This window comes from Luteimonas sp. 9C (assembly GCF_902506295.1).
Classification (GTDB): domain Bacteria; phylum Pseudomonadota; class Gammaproteobacteria; order Xanthomonadales; family Xanthomonadaceae; genus Luteimonas.
In genome coordinates this window covers 137392-152949 of the sequence record NZ_LR733313.1, presented here as the reverse complement: position 1 = coordinate 152949, position 15558 = coordinate 137392, and the positions used below count along the sequence as shown (strand labels likewise).

Annotated in this window: 12 protein-coding genes; 10 read left to right on the top strand and 2 right to left on the bottom strand. The window is 68.4% G+C overall.

What is annotated here, in order from left to right; translation table 11 throughout:
* Positions 1-81 precede the first annotated feature (81 nt).
* The 7 genes from CURTO8I2_RS13710 to CURTO8I2_RS13680 all read left to right on the top strand — a co-directional run bounded on the left by CURTO8I2_RS13710 (position 82) and on the right by CURTO8I2_RS13680 (position 7769).
* Entirely contained in the window at positions 82-714 is a 633-nt protein-coding gene (locus CURTO8I2_RS13710) for a tetratricopeptide repeat protein (RefSeq protein WP_159681816.1), read from the top strand.
* Positions 714-1934: an outer membrane protein assembly factor BamB gene (gene bamB / locus CURTO8I2_RS13705; RefSeq protein WP_159681815.1), complete on the top strand. Its 1221-nt coding sequence runs from the start codon at positions 714-716 to the stop codon at positions 1932-1934. Before CURTO8I2_RS13710 ends, bamB begins: the two co-directional genes overlap by 1 nt.
* A 111-nt stretch (positions 1935-2045) precedes the next feature.
* Positions 2046-3458, top strand: a complete 1413-nt coding sequence (gene der, locus CURTO8I2_RS13700; RefSeq protein WP_159681814.1) for a ribosome biogenesis GTPase Der — start codon at positions 2046-2048, stop codon at positions 3456-3458.
* 23 nt (positions 3459-3481) lie between these two features.
* Positions 3482-4042 carry a molybdenum cofactor guanylyltransferase gene (locus tag CURTO8I2_RS13695; RefSeq protein WP_236551164.1) on the top strand — a complete coding sequence of 187 codons (561 nt, stop codon included), beginning with the start codon at positions 3482-3484 and terminating at the stop codon, positions 4040-4042.
* Positions 4035-5267, top strand: coding sequence for a gephyrin-like molybdotransferase Glp (gene glp, locus CURTO8I2_RS13690; protein WP_159681813.1), 1233 nt, complete (start codon positions 4035-4037; stop codon positions 5265-5267). Before CURTO8I2_RS13695 ends, glp begins: the two co-directional genes overlap by 8 nt.
* 252 nt (positions 5268-5519) lie before the next feature.
* Positions 5520-6650 (top strand): molybdopterin-synthase adenylyltransferase MoeB, encoded by a 1131-nt coding sequence (gene moeB, locus CURTO8I2_RS13685; RefSeq protein WP_159681812.1) that lies wholly within the window; start codon positions 5520-5522, stop codon positions 6648-6650.
* Between the two features lie 81 nt (positions 6651-6731).
* Positions 6732-7769 (top strand): DUF2272 domain-containing protein, encoded by a 1038-nt coding sequence (locus tag CURTO8I2_RS13680; protein WP_159681811.1) that lies wholly within the window; start codon positions 6732-6734, stop codon positions 7767-7769.
* Positions 7770-8457: 688 nt separating this feature from the next.
* Here the strand turns inward: CURTO8I2_RS13680 and acnA are convergent.
* Positions 8458-11223, bottom strand: a complete 2766-nt coding sequence (acnA, locus tag CURTO8I2_RS13675; RefSeq protein ID WP_159681810.1) for an aconitate hydratase AcnA — start codon at positions 11221-11223, stop codon at positions 8458-8460.
* Positions 11224-11533: 310 nt separating this feature from the next.
* Here acnA and CURTO8I2_RS13670 point away from each other — a divergent pair, with 310 nt between their 5' ends.
* From CURTO8I2_RS13670 to acnB, 3 genes are read left to right on the top strand one after another with little or no spacing between them, the layout of a single operon-like run.
* Positions 11534-11806, top strand: a complete 273-nt coding sequence (locus tag CURTO8I2_RS13670) for an AbrB/MazE/SpoVT family DNA-binding domain-containing protein (RefSeq protein ID WP_159681809.1) — start codon at positions 11534-11536, stop codon at positions 11804-11806.
* Positions 11803-12204 carry a type II toxin-antitoxin system VapC family toxin gene (locus tag CURTO8I2_RS13665; RefSeq protein ID WP_159681808.1) on the top strand — a complete coding sequence of 134 codons (402 nt, stop codon included), beginning with the start codon at positions 11803-11805 and terminating at the stop codon, positions 12202-12204. The genes CURTO8I2_RS13670 and CURTO8I2_RS13665 overlap by 4 nt, the downstream gene beginning before the upstream one ends.
* A gap of 47 nt (positions 12205-12251) precedes the next feature.
* A complete protein-coding gene (gene acnB, locus CURTO8I2_RS13660; RefSeq protein WP_159681807.1) occupies positions 12252-14843 on the top strand; it encodes a bifunctional aconitate hydratase 2/2-methylisocitrate dehydratase in 2592 nt (863 codons plus the stop codon).
* Positions 14844-14913: 70 nt separating this feature from the next.
* On the opposite strand, the gene CURTO8I2_RS13655 is transcribed toward acnB, so the two are convergent.
* Positions 14914-15558 (bottom strand): histidine phosphatase family protein, encoded by a 645-nt coding sequence (locus tag CURTO8I2_RS13655; protein ID WP_159681806.1) that lies wholly within the window; start codon positions 15556-15558, stop codon positions 14914-14916.

The window sequence follows — 15558 nt, the reverse complement described above, 5'->3', positions numbered from 1 at the left end:
CGGACCACCGCGTCGATGCGGGGTCCCGCGCGCCTTCTTTTTTCCGTTTGACCCGCATCCGATGGCGGGCGTAGAGACCATATGGCGATTGACGAGTTGCTGGACGAACGCGAGCAAGGGGAGCGGGTCAAGGCCTGGCTTCGCGACAACGCGCTGGGACTGCTGGGTGGCCTGGTGGTCGGCGCCGCGATCATCGGCGGCTGGCAGTACTGGAAGAACCGCACGCACGCAGAGGCCGTCGAACAGCACACGGCGTACCAGCGTGCGCTGCTGGACATCCGCTCCGGCGAGTTCGACAAGGCCTCGCAGACCGTAGCCGGCCTGCCGGACACCGCGTATAGCGAACTGGCCGCACTGCAGCTCGCCAAGGCGCAGGTGGACAAGGGGGATCGCGACGCTGCGATCGCGACGCTGGAAGCCGTCAAGGGCGCTGAGCCGGGCGTAGCGGCGGTCGTCAAGCAGCGTCTCGCGCGCCTGCTGACCGATGCCGGCCGCGGCGAGGACGCGGTCAAGCTGCTCGCCGACGCCGAGGATGCCGTGTCGCTGGAAGCCCGCGGCGACGCGCATTTCGCACTCAAGCAGACCGAGCAGGCCCGCACCGATTACGCGCAGGCCCTGCGCCAGCTCGACAGCGCCGCGCAGCAGCGCGGCCTGCTCGAACTCAAGCTTTCCGAAGTCGGCGGTACGCCGGACGAACCCGAGGTTGAATCCTGATGACCGACCAGACCGCGCGCGCCGCGTCTTTCCTTGCGCCGGCCCGCGTTACGCGGATTGCGGCGATCGCGCTGTGCGTGATGACCGTCACCGGCTGCAGCACCGTGCGTGGCTGGTTCGGCAACAGCGAGAAGGCCCAGGCGAAGGCGCTCACCGAGCCTGCGCCGCTGACCGACATCAACGAGACGCTGAGCGTGTCGCGCCTGTGGTCGGCCAACGCCGGCAAGGGTGAAGGCCGCCTCGGCGTACGCCAGTCGCCGGCCGTGGCCGATGGCCGCGTCTACGTCGCCGCGATCAAGGGCGGTGTGCGTGCATTCGATCTGCAGACCGGTGCTTCGGTCTGGAGCTACGACTCGGACCTGCGATTGAGCGGTGGCCCGGGCGTCGGCGAGGGTCTGGTCGTGGCCGGCAGCCTCGATGGCGAAGTGGTGGCGCTCGACGCCGCCACCGGCGCCGAGCGCTGGACTGCCAAGGTGTCCAACGAAGTCATCGCCGCGCCCGCGATCGGGCAGGGCGTCGTGCTGGTGCGGTCCAACGATGGCCGCGTGACCGCGTTCGACGTCGCCAGTGGCGAACGCCGCTGGTTCTGGGTGCGCGAGCTGCCGTCGCTGACCGTGCGCGGCAACGACGCGCCGGTGCTCGGCCCGGGCTTCGTGTTCGTCGGCAACGACGACGGCACCATCGCCGCGCTGTCGCTCTCCGACGGCCGTACGCTGTGGGAACAGGCAGTGGCGCAGCCCGACGGTCGCACCGAACTCGAGCGCATGTCCGATGTCGACGGCACGCCGGTGCTCGACGAAGCCGTGCTGTTCGCCAGCAGCTACCGCAACCGCACGATGGCGCTCGAAGGCCCCAGCGGCCGTCCGCTGTGGGTCAGCGAACACGGCGGCGCGAACCGTCCCGGCCTGTCGCCGCAGCGCGTGGTCGTCACCGATGCCAGCGGCACGGTGTGGGCGCTCGACAAGTACAGCGGCACCGCCGCGTGGCAGCAGCCAGCGCTGGCGCGTCGCAACCTGACCGGCGCGGTGATCCAGGGTGACTACGCCGTGGTCGGCGACTACGACGGCTATCTGCACTGGATGCGTCTCGACGACGGCGAATTCGTCGCGCGCCAGCGTGCGGGACGCGACCCGATCCGGGCTGCGCTGGTCGTCGCCGACGGCGTGCTGGTGGTCCAGAACGTCGACGGCGACGTGACCGCCTGGCGTCTGTCCCAGTAATTCCGCCGCAAGTGCGACAATAACGGCCCCGGGCAGCTTTCCTGCCCGGGGCCGTGTGTTTCCGGGCCTGCCCGCGCCACACGCAACACCTATTCGAACGGAATCCGCCGCATGCTTCCCCTCGTCGCCCTCGTGGGCCGCCCCAACGTCGGCAAATCGACGCTGTTCAACGCGCTGACCCGCACCCGCGACGCGCTCGTCCACGACGAGCCGGGGGTTACCCGCGACCGCCATTACGGCGTGTGCAGGCTCAACCCGGACGTTCCGTTCGCGCTGGTGGACACGGGCGGTATCGCCGGCGAGAACGTGCATCTGGAAGGCACCGGCCTGGCCGGTCCGACCGCGAAGCAGTCGCGCGCCGCCGCGGCCGAAGCGGATCTCGTGCTGTTCGTCGTCGATGGCCGTGAAGGCGCATCCGCGCTCGATGACGAGATCCTGCGCTGGCTGCGCAAGATCGACAAACCCACCTTCCTGGTCATCAACAAGACCGACGGACTGGATGCGCGCGCGGCCGAGGCCGACTTCTCGCGCTACGGCTTCACCGACACGCATGCGATTTCGTCCGCGCACCGCCACGGCATCGACGAGCTGGTCGACGAGATCCTCGAAAAGCTGCCGGAAGTGGGCCAGTCCGAGCAGCTCGACAGCGACCCCGAGCGCGTCCGCGTGACCTTCGTCGGCCGCCCGAACGTGGGCAAGTCGACGCTGGTCAACCGCATCCTCGGCGAAGAGCGGATGATCGCCTCCGAAGTCGCCGGCACCACGCGCGATTCGATCGAGGTCGATCTCGAACGCGACGGTCGCAAGTACCGCCTGGTCGACACCGCCGGCATCCGCCGCAAGTCGAAGGTGGACGAGGCGGTCGAGACGTTCTCCATCATCAAGACGCTGCAGGCGATCGAGCATTCGCAGGTGTCGGTGGTGATGATCGACGCCAGCGAAGGCGTGACCGACCAGGACGCCAGCGTGCTCGGCGCGGTGCTCGATTCCGGCCGCGCGCTCGTCGTCGCGGTCAACAAGTGGGACGGCCTGACCGACTACCAGCGCGAACAGACCGAAGCGCTGCTCTCGCGCAAGCTGGCCTTCGTGCCGTGGGCGGAAGCGGTGCGCATCAGCGCCAAGCACGGCTCGGGCCTGCGCGAACTGTTTCAGGCGATCCACCGCGCGCATGCGTCGGCCAACTACAAGTTCGGCACCTCGGAAGTCACCAAGGCGCTCGAGATCGCCTACGAGACCAATCCGCCGCCGGTCGTGCGCGGTCACGCGCCGAAGCTGCGCTATGCGCATCCGGGTGGTGAGAATCCGCCGACGATCATCGTCCACGGCAACCGCCTGCGGACGCTGCCCGACAGCTACAAGCGCTATCTGGAGAACTTCTTCCGCAAGCGCTTCAAGCTCGTCGGCACGCCGGTACGCTTCCTGTTCCGCGAGGGTGACAACCCCTACAAGGACAAGAAGAACGTCCTGAGCGATCGCCAGCTGGCGAAGAAGAAGCGGCTGATCCGGCACGTCAAGCGCAAGTGATCCCGCCGCCGTCCCGCGACACGTTGACCGTCGGCCTGCTGGCCGGCGGGCGCGCGACGCGACTGGGCGGCCTGGACAAAGCGTGGTTGCTGCGCGATGGCATGGTCCAGGTTGAACGGCTCCACGACGGTTTCGCACCGCGCGCCACGCGCGTGCTGGTCAGTGCCAATCGCGACCTCCAACGGTATGCCGGGATCGGCATCGACGCGATTCCCGATCGCCATCCCGGGACCGGCCCCTTGTCCGGTCTCGACGCGCTCGCGGCGGCGGTCACGACCCCGTGGCTGTTCACGCTGCCGGTGGATGCGCTGCGTGTCGATGCGTCGGTGCTCGCGCGGTTGATCGATGCGGCCGGCGACACCGGCGCGCGCGCCGAGAACGACGACGGTCTGCAACCGCTGGTCGCGCTGTGGCTGGTCGACGCCTTGCGCGTGGCCGCGGCGAACGCGTTGACCAGCGACGACTTCTCCGTGCGCGGTCTGCAGCGCGCACTCGGCATGCGGACCGTACGCTTCGCGCAGGTGCGCTTCGGCAACCTCAACACGCCCGGCGATCTGGTCCGGGCCGGAGTCACCCATGACTGAGCCCACATTCCCGTTCCGCGTCTCGTTCACCGAGGCCTGCGCGATCGTCGATGCGGTTGCTGCGGAGCGTCGCCTGCAGCCGCAGACGGTCTCGCTGTCGCGCGCGCATGGCCATGTGCTGGCGCGCGACATCGTCGCGACACTGCCGCAGCCGCCGTTCGACAACTCCGCGATGGACGGCTTCGCGCTGCGTCATGCCGATCTCGCGACTGATGGCGCGCCGACGCGGTTGCGCCTTGCGGGCGAGCAGTTCGCCGGCCCCGACGCGGCGCTGACCGTCGAGGCGGGCAGTTGCGTGCGCATCACCACCGGCGCGCCGCTGCCGGCCGGCGCCGATACCGTCGTAATGAAGGAGAACACCGCACTCGACGGCGATGACGTCGTCGTGCGGATCGCACCGCGTCTCGGCCAGCACGTGCGCCGAGCCGGTGAGGATTCGAACATTGGCGATCTGCTGCTGCAGGCCGGCGACACGCTGACGCCAGCGCGCATCGGTCTCGCGGCCTCGCAGGGCCTCGCGCAACTCGACGTCGTGCGCAGGCCGACGGTCGCGGTATTCGCGACCGGCGACGAACTCGTCGAGCCCGGCATGTCGCTCGGTCCCGGGCAGATCTACAACTCCAACCGCGACCAGCTGATGGCGCTGCTGCGCGCCGAAGGTCTCGAGCCGGTCGCGTTTCCGACCCTGCCCGACGACGCCGCGCAGGTGACCTCCGCGCTGCGCCATGCCGGCGAAGCCTTCGATCTGGTGCTGACCTGCGGCGGCGTGTCGGCCGGCGAGAAGGATCTGCTGCCGGAACTGCTGCAGCGCCGCGGCCGCGTGCGGGTCTGGAAGGTCATGATGAAACCCGGCATGCCGCTGCTGCTGGCCGAGGGCGATACGCTCGGCCCGGCGCTGTTCCTGTGCCTGCCGGGCAATCCGGTCTCGGTGCTCGCGACCTGGCTCGCGCTCGGGCGTCGCCTGGTCGACGGTCTCCAGGGCAGGGCACCGCGGGCGCCGCGACGCGCGCGTCTGGCGTCGGACTGGTCCAAGACGCACGAGCGCCTCGAGCTGCTGCGCGGCCGCTGGTGGGTCGACGACGACGGCATTTCCTGGGTCGAGCCGAATCCGGCCGACGGGTCGCACCGCATGCAGGCGGCCGCGGATTCGGACGCGCTGATCGTGCTCGACGCAGGAACGCGCGCGTACGCGCGCGGCGCGCCCGTGGATGTGATGCCGTACTGAGTGCGGCGGCGTCTGGGCCGCGCGGACGCGCGGGCGTTTGGCCGTCCTGATGCATGAGCACAGTCCGGTTTGCGCGGATCGCGGAACCTGAGCCACTCCCTCCTGGAAAGGTCGACGCGCAAGGCGCGTCGGGTGAGGGGTGGGGCTCTGCAGAGGCGCGCGAAGGCGCGCGTCTGCTCTTCGAGCGGGACCTCGCGCCCGCAAACCCCGGCGTTCCCCGCGCGTCGCCCGCGTCCGCGCGATAATCGCGTCATGGCCATCCAGGAACTCACGCCGGCGCAGGCCCGGCAACGCCAGCAGCAGGGCGTGCGCCTGATCGACGTGCGCGATGCGCACGAACGTGTGACCGGCATGGCCGAAGGCGCGGACGGCGTCGATCGCGCGGTGCTCGAAGCCGCGCCGCTGGCCCACGCGCCGGACCTGCACGCCCCGCTGCTGCTGATCTGCCAGAGCGGACGCCGCTCGCTGCAGGCGGCGGACACGCTGGCCGCGCTCGGCTACACGCGCATCGCCTCGGTCGCCGGCGGCACCAGCGCCTGGCAGGCCGACGGACTGCCGACGGTGCTCCCGGACGGCGACGTCGATCTCGATTTCCACGAGCGCTATTCGCGGCATCTCAAACTGCCGGAGATCGGGCTCGCCGGCCAGCGGCGGCTCGCCGGGGCGACGGTGCTGGTGATCGGTGCCGGTGGCCTCGGTTCGCCGGCCGCGTATTACCTCGCCGCGGCCGGTGTCGGCACGCTGCGCATCGCGGACGACGATGTCGTTGACCGCAGCAACCTGCAGCGGCAGATCCTGCACGCGGAAGACCGCATCGGCCAGTCGAAAGTCCAGTCGGCGGCCACGACGCTCGGCGCACTCAATCCGCGTACGCGGATTGAAGCCATCGGCGAGCGCGTGACCAGCGACAATGTCGACCGCCTGCTCGACGGTGTCGACCTGGTGCTCGATGGCGCGGACAACTTCCCGGTGCGCTATCTGCTCAACGATGCCTGCGTGCTGCATGGCGTGCCGCTGGTCTACGGCGCGGTGCACCGCTTCGACGGGCAGGTCAGCGTCTTCGATGCCGGTCGCCGGCGCGGCGCATGTCCCTGCTACCGCTGCCTGTTTCCGGAACCGCCGCCGGCCGAAGCTGCGCCCAACTGTTCGGAAGTCGGCGTGCTCGGCGTGCTGCCGGGCGTGATCGGCCTGCTGCAGGCGACCGAAGCGCTGAAACTCCTGCTCGGCATCGGCGCGCCGTTGGCCGGCCGCCTGCTGCAGTTCGACGCGCTGCGCATGCAGTTCCGCGAGACGCGGCTGTCGCCCGATCCGGAATGCCCGGTCTGCGCACCCGGCCGCGCGTTTCCCGGCTACATCGACTACGCGGCGTTCTGCTCGGGCTGACTGCGCGAGCGGACCTGTTCTTCACGGGCTGCTGAGGCACGATGGCGGCGGCCGCGTGTTCCGCGCGGAATGGAAACCCCGATGCGATCGACGCGCCGCCTGATGCTGCTCGCCTCTCTGTTGCTGTCCGCGCCGCTGTCGGCGCTCGCGGCCGATCCCTGCCCGTGGCTGCGCGCGCAGGTCGATGCGCCCGATCCGGCAACGCGACTCGCGGCTGCGGCCTGCGAGGAACACCAGCTCTGGGACCGGCCCTTCATCGACCTGGAAGGGCGATACGCCAGTTCGACGGTACGCGAGGCCGAGACCACGTTGCTGACCAATGGCGAGCAGGCCTGGCGCCGTGTCGCAGGATACTGGCGCGGGGCGGATCAGCTTTCTCGCCTGCAGCATCGGTCCGGTGCCTACGACTGCATGTTCGCGCCACAGAGCGCGCAGCCGTCACCTGCCTGCCGCAGCTTCGTCGTCGACGTGCCCTGGTCGGCGGCGTTCATTTCGTGGGTCGCGCGGCGCGCGGCGCTGCCGGGTTTCAACGGGTCTCCCAGCCATGTGGATTATGTGCGCGACGCCTATCGCAACCCGGAGACGAGCGCATATCGCGTCGCCGATCCACAGGCCACACGGACCGCGCGTGGCGACATGCTGTGCTACGTGCGTGCGGCGAACCGGGTGTTCGGCTTTGCCGGCCTGGCGTCGCTGCTGAGCAGCGAGGACGGCGGCCTCGGCATGCATTGCGACATCGTGGTCGGCGCCGAACGCGGGCAGGCGTATCTGGTCGGCGGCAACGTGCTCGACGCCGTGACCATGCGCCTGATGCCGCTGACCGCGGGTGGGCAGTTCGCGAATCTCTCCCAGCGCAGCCTCGACGATCCCCTGTGCACGCCGGATACGCCGGAGGCCTGCAGTGCGAACCGGCAGGACTGGGCGGTGCTGCTGCAGCTGCGTCCGGCCGCGGAACTCGCGACGCTGGCGACGTCGCCGGGCTTGTATGTCGCGCCGCCGCCGATGCCGGTGACGCCGGATGCATTGCTGCCGGGGCAGGCGACACCAAGGCCGCAGACCTCGCCTTGCTGTGTGGAGTGCAGCGTGGGCGATGGGCTGCCGCGCTGCCCGGGTGCTTGATTGAGGGGTTGCCTCATCGGACATGGTGTCCGACTTCGAAGGCAGCGGTGTGCCGGCCGGGGTTGCTACTCGTCCCGGTCGGCACGCGTTGCCACGCAACGCTCGCCCGGCCCGGCGTAGCACGCCGGGCGTTCGCAACGGCTGCGCGGCAGTGCTGCGCGAGCAGCCGCTGCTCACCCATGGCTGACTCGCCGCCGCGGGCCATGCATGGCCCGCTCTCCGCAACCCCCGGCCGGCACGACGCGCTGCGGCCCGGAGTTCCCGATGTCTTTCCGATTGGGCGCTGCGTGCTGTACGAAGTCGCGCTCTGAAAGTTCGAAGCAGCGGACTGGCGGCTGGTGGCCGCGCCGAGCGCGCCATGGATGGCGCGCGCCCGAGTCAAGGCAGGATGCCTTGACCGAGGGGAAAGCGGCTTCCGGCCGACGGGCTGATTCCCAACCGAAGGAAGTGCCTTATCTCCAGCCCAGAAACAAAGAAAAAAGACCTGCGTTTGCAGGTCTTTTCCGTTTTCAAACGCGCAGCATTCTGTAATCGGTATTAGGCCGCTTTCTTGGCGGCGAGTTGCCGCGGCACGTCATGCAGCACACCGCCGTGGTGGGTGTGCCGGGCGCGCTCGCGAAGCACTGCTTCGCGCGCCCGGCGAACGCCCGCCGTGCTTCGGCGGGCCGGGCTTCCGCCCGCTTCGAAGTCAGGCGGCCTTCTTCGCGGCCAGCTGCCGCAGCACGTAATGCAGCAGACCGCCATGGCGGAAGTATTCGACTTCCTTCGGCGTCAGCAGCAGCACATCGACCTCGAAGCGGATTTCGGTACCGTCCGCGCGCTTGGCGACGATCTGCGCGGTCTTCGACTTGCCGTTGTCGAGCCCGGTCAGTTCGACGGTTTCCGAACCGTCGAGGCCGAGACTCTGTGCGGTCTCGCCGTTGCGGAAGCTGCAAGGCAGCACACCCATGCCGACGAGGTTGGAGCGGTGGATGCGCTCGAAGCTCTCCGCGATGACCGCCCGGATGCCCAGCAGGTTGGTGCCCTTGGCCGCCCAGTCACGCGACGAACCGGTGCCGTATTCCTTGCCGGCGAACACCACCAGCGGCACGCCGGCCGCCTTGTACTTCTGCGCCGCATCGTAGATCGGCAGCTTTTCGGGCTCGCCTTCGCCGAAATACAGCGTGTTGCCGCCTTCCTCGCCGTCGAAGAACAGGTTCTTGATACGGATGTTGGCGAAGGTGCCGCGCACCATGACGTCGTCGTTGCCGCGGCGCGAGCCGTAGCTGTTGAAGTCGCTGGGCTGCACGCCGCGCTCCTGCAGGAAACGGCCCGCCGGCGAATCGCCCTTGATGTTGCCGGCCGGCGAGATGTGGTCGGTGGTGATCGAGTCGCCGAACAGGCCCATGATCCGCGCCCCGTGGATGTCGTCGATGCTGCCGACGTCCATCGTCATGCCGTCGAAGTAGGGCGGGTTCTTGATGTAGGTGGAGGCTTCGTCCCATGCGTAGAGATCGCCGTCGGGCGATTCGATCGTGTTCCAGCGCGTGTCGCCCTTGAACACGTCGGCGTAGTTCTTGGCGAACATCTCCGGACCGATGGTCTTTGCGATGAAATCGCCGATCTCCTGGTTCGTCGGCCAGATGTCGCGCAGGTAGACCGGGTTGCCGTCCGCGTCCTTGCCGAGCGCATCGTGGGTCAGGTCGATGTCCACCGTGCCGGCGATCGCATAGGCGACGACCAGCGGCGGCGAGGCGAGGTAGTTCATCTTCACTTCGCCGTGGATGCGGCCTTCGAAGTTGCGGTTGCCCGACAGCACGGCGGCCACCGCGAGATCGTTCTCGGCGATGCCCTTCGACACCGCATCCGGCAGTGGGCCCGAGTTGCCGATACAGGTCGTGCAGCCGTAGCCGACGACGTAGAAGCCGAGCTTCTCGAGGTCATCGAGCAGGCCGGCCTTTTCGAGGTAGTCGGTCACCACCAGCGAGCCCGGGCCGAGCGAGGTCTTGACCCACGGCGCTGCCTTGAGGCCCTTGGCCGCGGCGTTGCGCGCGAGCAGACCGGCGCCGAGCATCACCGCCGGATTCGAGGTGTTGGTGCAGGACGTGATCGCGGCAATGACCACCGAGCCGTCGGTGAGTTCGTGCTCGCCGTCATCGAGGGTGATCGTGGAGACCGGCTTGGCCGCCAGGCGCTCGGCCTGCGGCTGGTCGCCGCCTTCCTTCTCGAACCGGTCGACCTGCGGATCCTCGCTGCCGGCCTGGCTGCGCTTGGCGATCAGCGGGCCGACGTTGTCGCGGAAGTTCTGCTGCACCTTCTCCAGCAGCACGCGGTCCTGCGGGCGCTTCGGCCCGGCCAGCGACGGGCGTACGTCGGCCATGTCGAGCTCGAGCACACTGCTGTACTCGGCCTCGGGTGCGCCGGGTTCGTGCCACAGCTGCTGCGCCTTCGCATAGGCCTCGACCAGTGCGATCTGCTCTTCGCTGCGGCCCGACAGACGCAGGTAATTCAACGATTCGGCGTCGATGGGGAAGATGCCGCAGGTCGCACCGTACTCGGGCGCCATGTTGCCGATCGTCGCGCGGTCGGCCAGTGGCAGATGCTGCAGGCCCGCGCCGAAGAACTCGACGAACTTGCCCACCACGCCGTGCTTGCGGAGCATCTCGGTGACGGTCAGCACCAGGTCGGTCGCGGTCGCGCCTTCGGGCATGCGCCCGGTGAGCTTGAAGCCGACGACCTGCGGAATCAGCATCGACGACGGCTGTCCCAGCATGGCAGCTTCGGCCTCGATACCGCCCACGCCCCAGCCCAGCACGCCGATGCCGTTGATCATGGTGGTGTGCGAGTCGGTGCCGAACACGGTGTCGGGATACGCCCACTGCGCGCCGTCCTCGCGCTCTGCGGTCATCACCACGCGCGCGAGGTGCTCCAGGTTCACCTGGTGGACGATGCCGGTGTTGGGCGGGACGACCTTGAAGTTGTCGAACGCCTTCTGGCCCCAGCGCAGGAAGCCGTAGCGTTCCTTGTTGCGCTGGAATTCGATCTTGCCGTTGAGGTCCAGCGCATCGGGGCGGCCGAAGACGTCGACCTGCACCGAGTGGTCGATCACCAGTTCCGACGGGATCAGCGGATTGATCTGCTCCGGACGACCGCCCAGGCGGACCACCGCGTCACGCATGGCGGCCAGATCCACGACGCAGGGCACGCCGGTGAAATCCTGCAGCACCACGCGCGCGGGCATGAAGGCGATTTCGGTGTCCGGCGTGGCCTTCGGATTCCATTTGGCGACCGCTTCGACGTGGTGCGCGGCGACGGTCTCGCCATCCTCCTGCCGCAGCAGGTTCTCGAGCAGGATCTTCATCGAGTAGGGCAGGCGGGCGATGTCGAACTGCTTGCCCAGCGCGGGCAGGCTGGCGTACTTGAGCCGGCGTCCGCCGACCTCGAGTTCGGCATGGGTGGAGAAGGAATCGGTCATTCGGTGGCTCCTGTCGCGGAATGCTGGCGATGACCCCAAAGGGCGGTCACGGCGGGCGGGGAACGGTTCGATCTCGCGGCGGCCGTCGACGTAAACGGTTCAGGCGGTCTGCGGATCGGCCGGGGCAGTGTAGGCGGATCCACGTGGCGGATTTGTGGTCGTGTGCTGCAGTGAGCCGCTCGCAACCGGATGGATTCGGCCGCCGCGACGCGGGCTCCGGCGCAGTTTCTTGCATCGCGTCCCGCGTCTCCCGGCTGGAGTATGCCGGTTCAGGTATGTATAATGCGCGCATACTTTCCGGAGGTTCCCGATGGAAGCCACTGTCGCCGAACGCGGCCAGATCACACTGCCCAAGGCCGTGCGTGATGCACTGGGATTGAGCAAAGGCACGATCCTGAAGGTCGAGCTGGAGGGCAGCCGCATCGTGCTGCGCAAGAGCGTCGACGATGCCGTCTCGCGCGCCCGGGGTCGCTTCCGCCTGGAAGGCTTCGACGACACCGATGCGGCGATGCGTGCGGTGCGTGGCCAGCCGACCGGTGAGGTCGAGATCGAAGTCGCCACGGATGGAGACGTCGAACGGTGATCGCCGTCGACGCGCCCGTGCTGATCGACCTGCTGGCCGATGGTCCGCACGCGGACGCCGCTGAGGCCTGCCTGCGCCAGTACCTGAGCGCGGGTCCGGTCGTGGTCTGCGAGGTCGCGCTGGCCGAAATCTGCGGCGCGCTGCACGACGGCGCCGACACCATGTCTGTGCTCGAGGACATGGGCGTGCGCTTTTCGGCGATCGAAGCCAAGTCGGCATTGCGCGCCGGCGAGATGCAGCGCCGGTCCTGGCAGCGCGGCGACATCGCCGGCCGCCCGTCGCGCGACTTTCTGGTCGGCGCGCATGCGCTGTTGCAGTGCAATGGCCTGATCACCCGCGACGACGCGTTCTTCCGCACCTATTTCAAGGGTCTCAAGCTGATCGTACCGTCGGCCTGAGACCGGTTCTCCCGGTACCACACGAACAAGACACTGGAGTTGCCCGCATGTTGGAAGCCTACCGCCACCACGTTGCCGAGCGCGAAGCGCTGGGCATCCCGCCGCTGCCGCTCGATGCGCAGCAGACCGCTGCCGTCATCGAACTGCTGAAGAATCCGCCGGCCGGTGAGGACGCGTTCCTGCTCGACCTGCTGACCCACCGCGTGCCGGCCGGCGTCGACGACGCCGCCAAGGTCAAGGCCTCGTACCTCGCCGCCATCGCGTTCGGCACCGAGCCCAGCGCGCTGATCACCCGCGCGCGCGCCACCGAACTGCTGGGCACCATGCTCGGCGGCTACAACGTGCAGCCGTTGGTCGACCTGCTGGACGACGCGGACGTCGGCGCGATCGCCGCCGATGCGCTCAAGCACACGCTGCTGGTGTTCGACGCGTTCCACGACGTCGAGGAGAAGTCCAAGTCCGGCAATGCGAACGCCAAGGCCGTGATCCAGAGCTGGGCGGATGCCGAGTGGTTCACCAGCAAGCCGGAAGTGCCCGAGTCGATGACGCTGACGGTGTTCAAGGTGCCGGGCGAGACCAATACCGACGACCTGTCGCCCGCGCCCGATGCGACCACGCGTCCCGACATCCCGATGCACGCGCTGGCGATGCTGAAGAACAGGCGCGACGACGCGCCGTTCGTGCCCGAGGAGGACGGCAAGCGCGGTCCGATCCAGGCGATCGCCGACCTCAAGCAGAAGGGTCATCTGGTGGCCTACGTCGGTGACGTCGTCGGCACGGGTTCGTCGCGCAAGTCGGCGACCAACAGCGTGCTGTGGTGGACCGGCGACGACATTCCCTACATCCCGAACAAGCGCGCCGGCGGCGTGTGCCTGGGCGCGAAGATCGCGCCGATCTTCTACAACACGATGGAGGACGCCGGCGCGTTGCCGATCGAACTCGACGTGTCGCAGATGGAGCAGGGCGACGTGATCGAACTGCGTCCCTACGACGGCAAGGCGCTCAAGAATGGGGCGGTCATCGCCGAGTTCCAGGTCAAGTCCGAAGTGCTGTTCGACGAAGTGCGCGCCGGTGGCCGCATTCCGCTGATCGTCGGTCGTGGCCTGACCGCCAAGGCGCGCGAGTCGCTGGGCCTGCCGACGCTGGAACTGTTCCGGCTGCCGCAGCAGCCGGTCAATACCGGCAAGGGCTTCTCGCTGGCGCAGAAGATGGTCGGCCGCGCGATCGGTCTGCCGGAAGGCCAGGGCGTGCGTCCGGGCACCTACTGCGAGCCGCGGATGACGTCCGTGGGGTCGCAGGACACCACCGGTCCGATGACCCGCGACGAGCTCAAGGATCTCGCGTGCCTGGGCTTCAGCGCGGATCTGGTGATGCAGTCGTTCTGCCACACCGCGGCGTATCCCAAGCCGGTCGACGTCAAGACGCATCACACGCTGCCGGAGTTCATCTCCACGCGCGGCGGTATCTCGCTGCGTCCGGGCGACGGCATCATCCACAGCTGGCTCAACCGCATGCTGCTGCCCGACACCGTCGGCACCGGCGGCGATTCGCACACGCGCTTCCCGATCGGCATTTCGTTCCCGGCGGGCTCGGGTCTCGTCGCGTTCGCGGCCGCGACCGGCGTCATGCCGCTCGACATGCCCGAATCGGTGCTGGTCCGCTTCAAGGGCAAGATGCAGCCCGGCGTGACCCTGCGTGATCTGGTCAACGCAATTCCGCTGTACGCGATCAAGGCCGGTCTGTTAACCGTCGCCAAGCAGGGCAAGCAGAACATCTTCTCCGGCCGCATCCTCGAGATCGAAGGCCTGCCGGATCTGAAGGTCGAGCAGGCGTTCGAGCTGTCCGATGCCTCGGCCGAGCGTTCCGCGGCCGGCTGCACGGTGCACCTCGACAAGGCGCCGATCATCGAATACATCACATCGAACATCGTGATGCTGAAGTGGATGATCAGCGAAGGCTACGCCGACGCGCGTTCGATCCAGCGCCGCATCGAGAAGATGGAAGCCTGGCTCGCCGATCCGCAGCTGCTGCAGGGCGACGCCGATGCCGAGTACGCAGCCGTGATCGAGATCGATCTGGCCGACGTGCACGAGCCGATCGTCGCGTGCCCGAACGATCCGGATGACGTCAAGACGCTGTCCGACGTCTCCGGCGCGGTCATCGACGAAGTGTTCATCGGCTCGTGCATGACCAATATCGGCCACTTCCGCGCCGCGTCCAAGCTGCTCGAAGGCAAGCGCGACATCCCGACCAAGCTGTGGGTCGCGCCGCCGACCAAGATGGACGCTGCCGAGCTGACCAAGGAAGGCCATTACGGCACCTTCGGCGCGGCCGGTGCGCGCATGGAAATGCCGGGCTGCTCGCTGTGCATGGGCAACCAGGCGCAGGTGCGCGAGGGCGCGACGGTGTTCTCCACGTCGACCCGCAATTTCCCGAACCGTCTGGGCCGCAACTCCAACGTGTATCTGGGCTCGGCGGAGCTCGCCGCGATCTGCTCGCGCCTGGGCCGCATTCCGACCAAGGCCGAATACATGGCCGACGTCGGCGTGCTGGATGCGTCCTCGACCGAGATCTACCGCTACATGAACTTCGACCAGATCTCGGAGTACGTGGACGCGGGCGAGAAGACCGCCGCCTGACGGCAGCGGTTCGCGCACACGAAAAACCCGGCCATGTGCCGGGTTTTTCGTGTCCGGGTGGCCGCAAGGGTCAGGCGATGGCGGCGATGCCACGCGCCAGGTTGGCGCGATGGAACAGATGCCAGTGGCGGTCGCTGCCCGTCAGCTCGTACACCGCGCAGTTGGGCATCGGCAGCGCGACCTGGAAACGTCGGAAGGCGCGCATGTCGTCGGGGATGTCGGCCGCGAACCCCATCAGGCGCCAGGCCAGCAGTCCGAACCAGATGCCGTGGCCGAACAGCACGCTGTCGTCGTCCAGCGTCGGCATCGCATCGATGAATGTGTCGATGCGCGCGACGAACTCGGCGAACGTGTCGGCCTCGTCGCCCATACGCGCTTCGCGGTCGCCGCGGGCCCAGTAGGCCTGGGTCAATGGACGGCGCTGCGCTCCGTCGAGCCCCGCGATTCGCGCAGGATCGATCGCCGAGAACTCGTGCAGCAGCGGATGCACGTGCGCGTCGCGCCCGGTCCGCGTGCAGAACGCCTGTGCGGTTGCGCGGGCGCGATCGAAATGCGAGACATGGACAGGCCCGGCGATCGCACCCGCGAGTCGCGCGGCCAGCCAGTCGGCCTGGGTATGTCCGCGTGCGGACAATGGAATCGTGGCGCGCGGCAGCGTCTGGCCGCCGGCGTTGGCCACACTCTCCGCATGGCGAACGAAGGTCAGACGCGCCAT

Bases quoted from the DNA above. Each gene is read 5' to 3' on its own strand.
- CURTO8I2_RS13710 (WP_159681816.1), top strand. From the start codon at position 82: ATGGCGATTGACGAGTTGCTGGACGAACGCGAGCAAGGGGAGCGGGTC.
- bamB (WP_159681815.1), top strand. From the start codon at position 714: ATGACCGACCAGACCGCGCGCGCCGCGTCTTTCCTTGCGCCGGCCCGC.
- CURTO8I2_RS13680 (WP_159681811.1), top strand. From the start codon at position 6,732: ATGCGATCGACGCGCCGCCTGATGCTGCTCGCCTCTCTGTTGCTGTCC.
- CURTO8I2_RS13670 (WP_159681809.1), top strand. From the start codon at position 11,534: ATGGAAGCCACTGTCGCCGAACGCGGCCAGATCACACTGCCCAAGGCC.
- der (WP_159681814.1), top strand. From the start codon at position 2,046: ATGCTTCCCCTCGTCGCCCTCGTGGGCCGCCCCAACGTCGGCAAATCG.
- glp (WP_159681813.1), top strand. From the start codon at position 4,035: ATGACTGAGCCCACATTCCCGTTCCGCGTCTCGTTCACCGAGGCCTGC.
- moeB (WP_159681812.1), top strand. From the start codon at position 5,520: ATGGCCATCCAGGAACTCACGCCGGCGCAGGCCCGGCAACGCCAGCAG.
- acnA (WP_159681810.1), bottom strand. From the start codon at position 11,223: ATGACCGATTCCTTCTCCACCCATGCCGAACTCGAGGTCGGCGGACGC.
- CURTO8I2_RS13655 (WP_159681806.1), bottom strand. From the start codon at position 15,558: ATGGCGCGTCTGACCTTCGTTCGCCATGCGGAGAGTGTGGCCAACGCC.
- acnB (WP_159681807.1), top strand. From the start codon at position 12,252: ATGTTGGAAGCCTACCGCCACCACGTTGCCGAGCGCGAAGCGCTGGGC.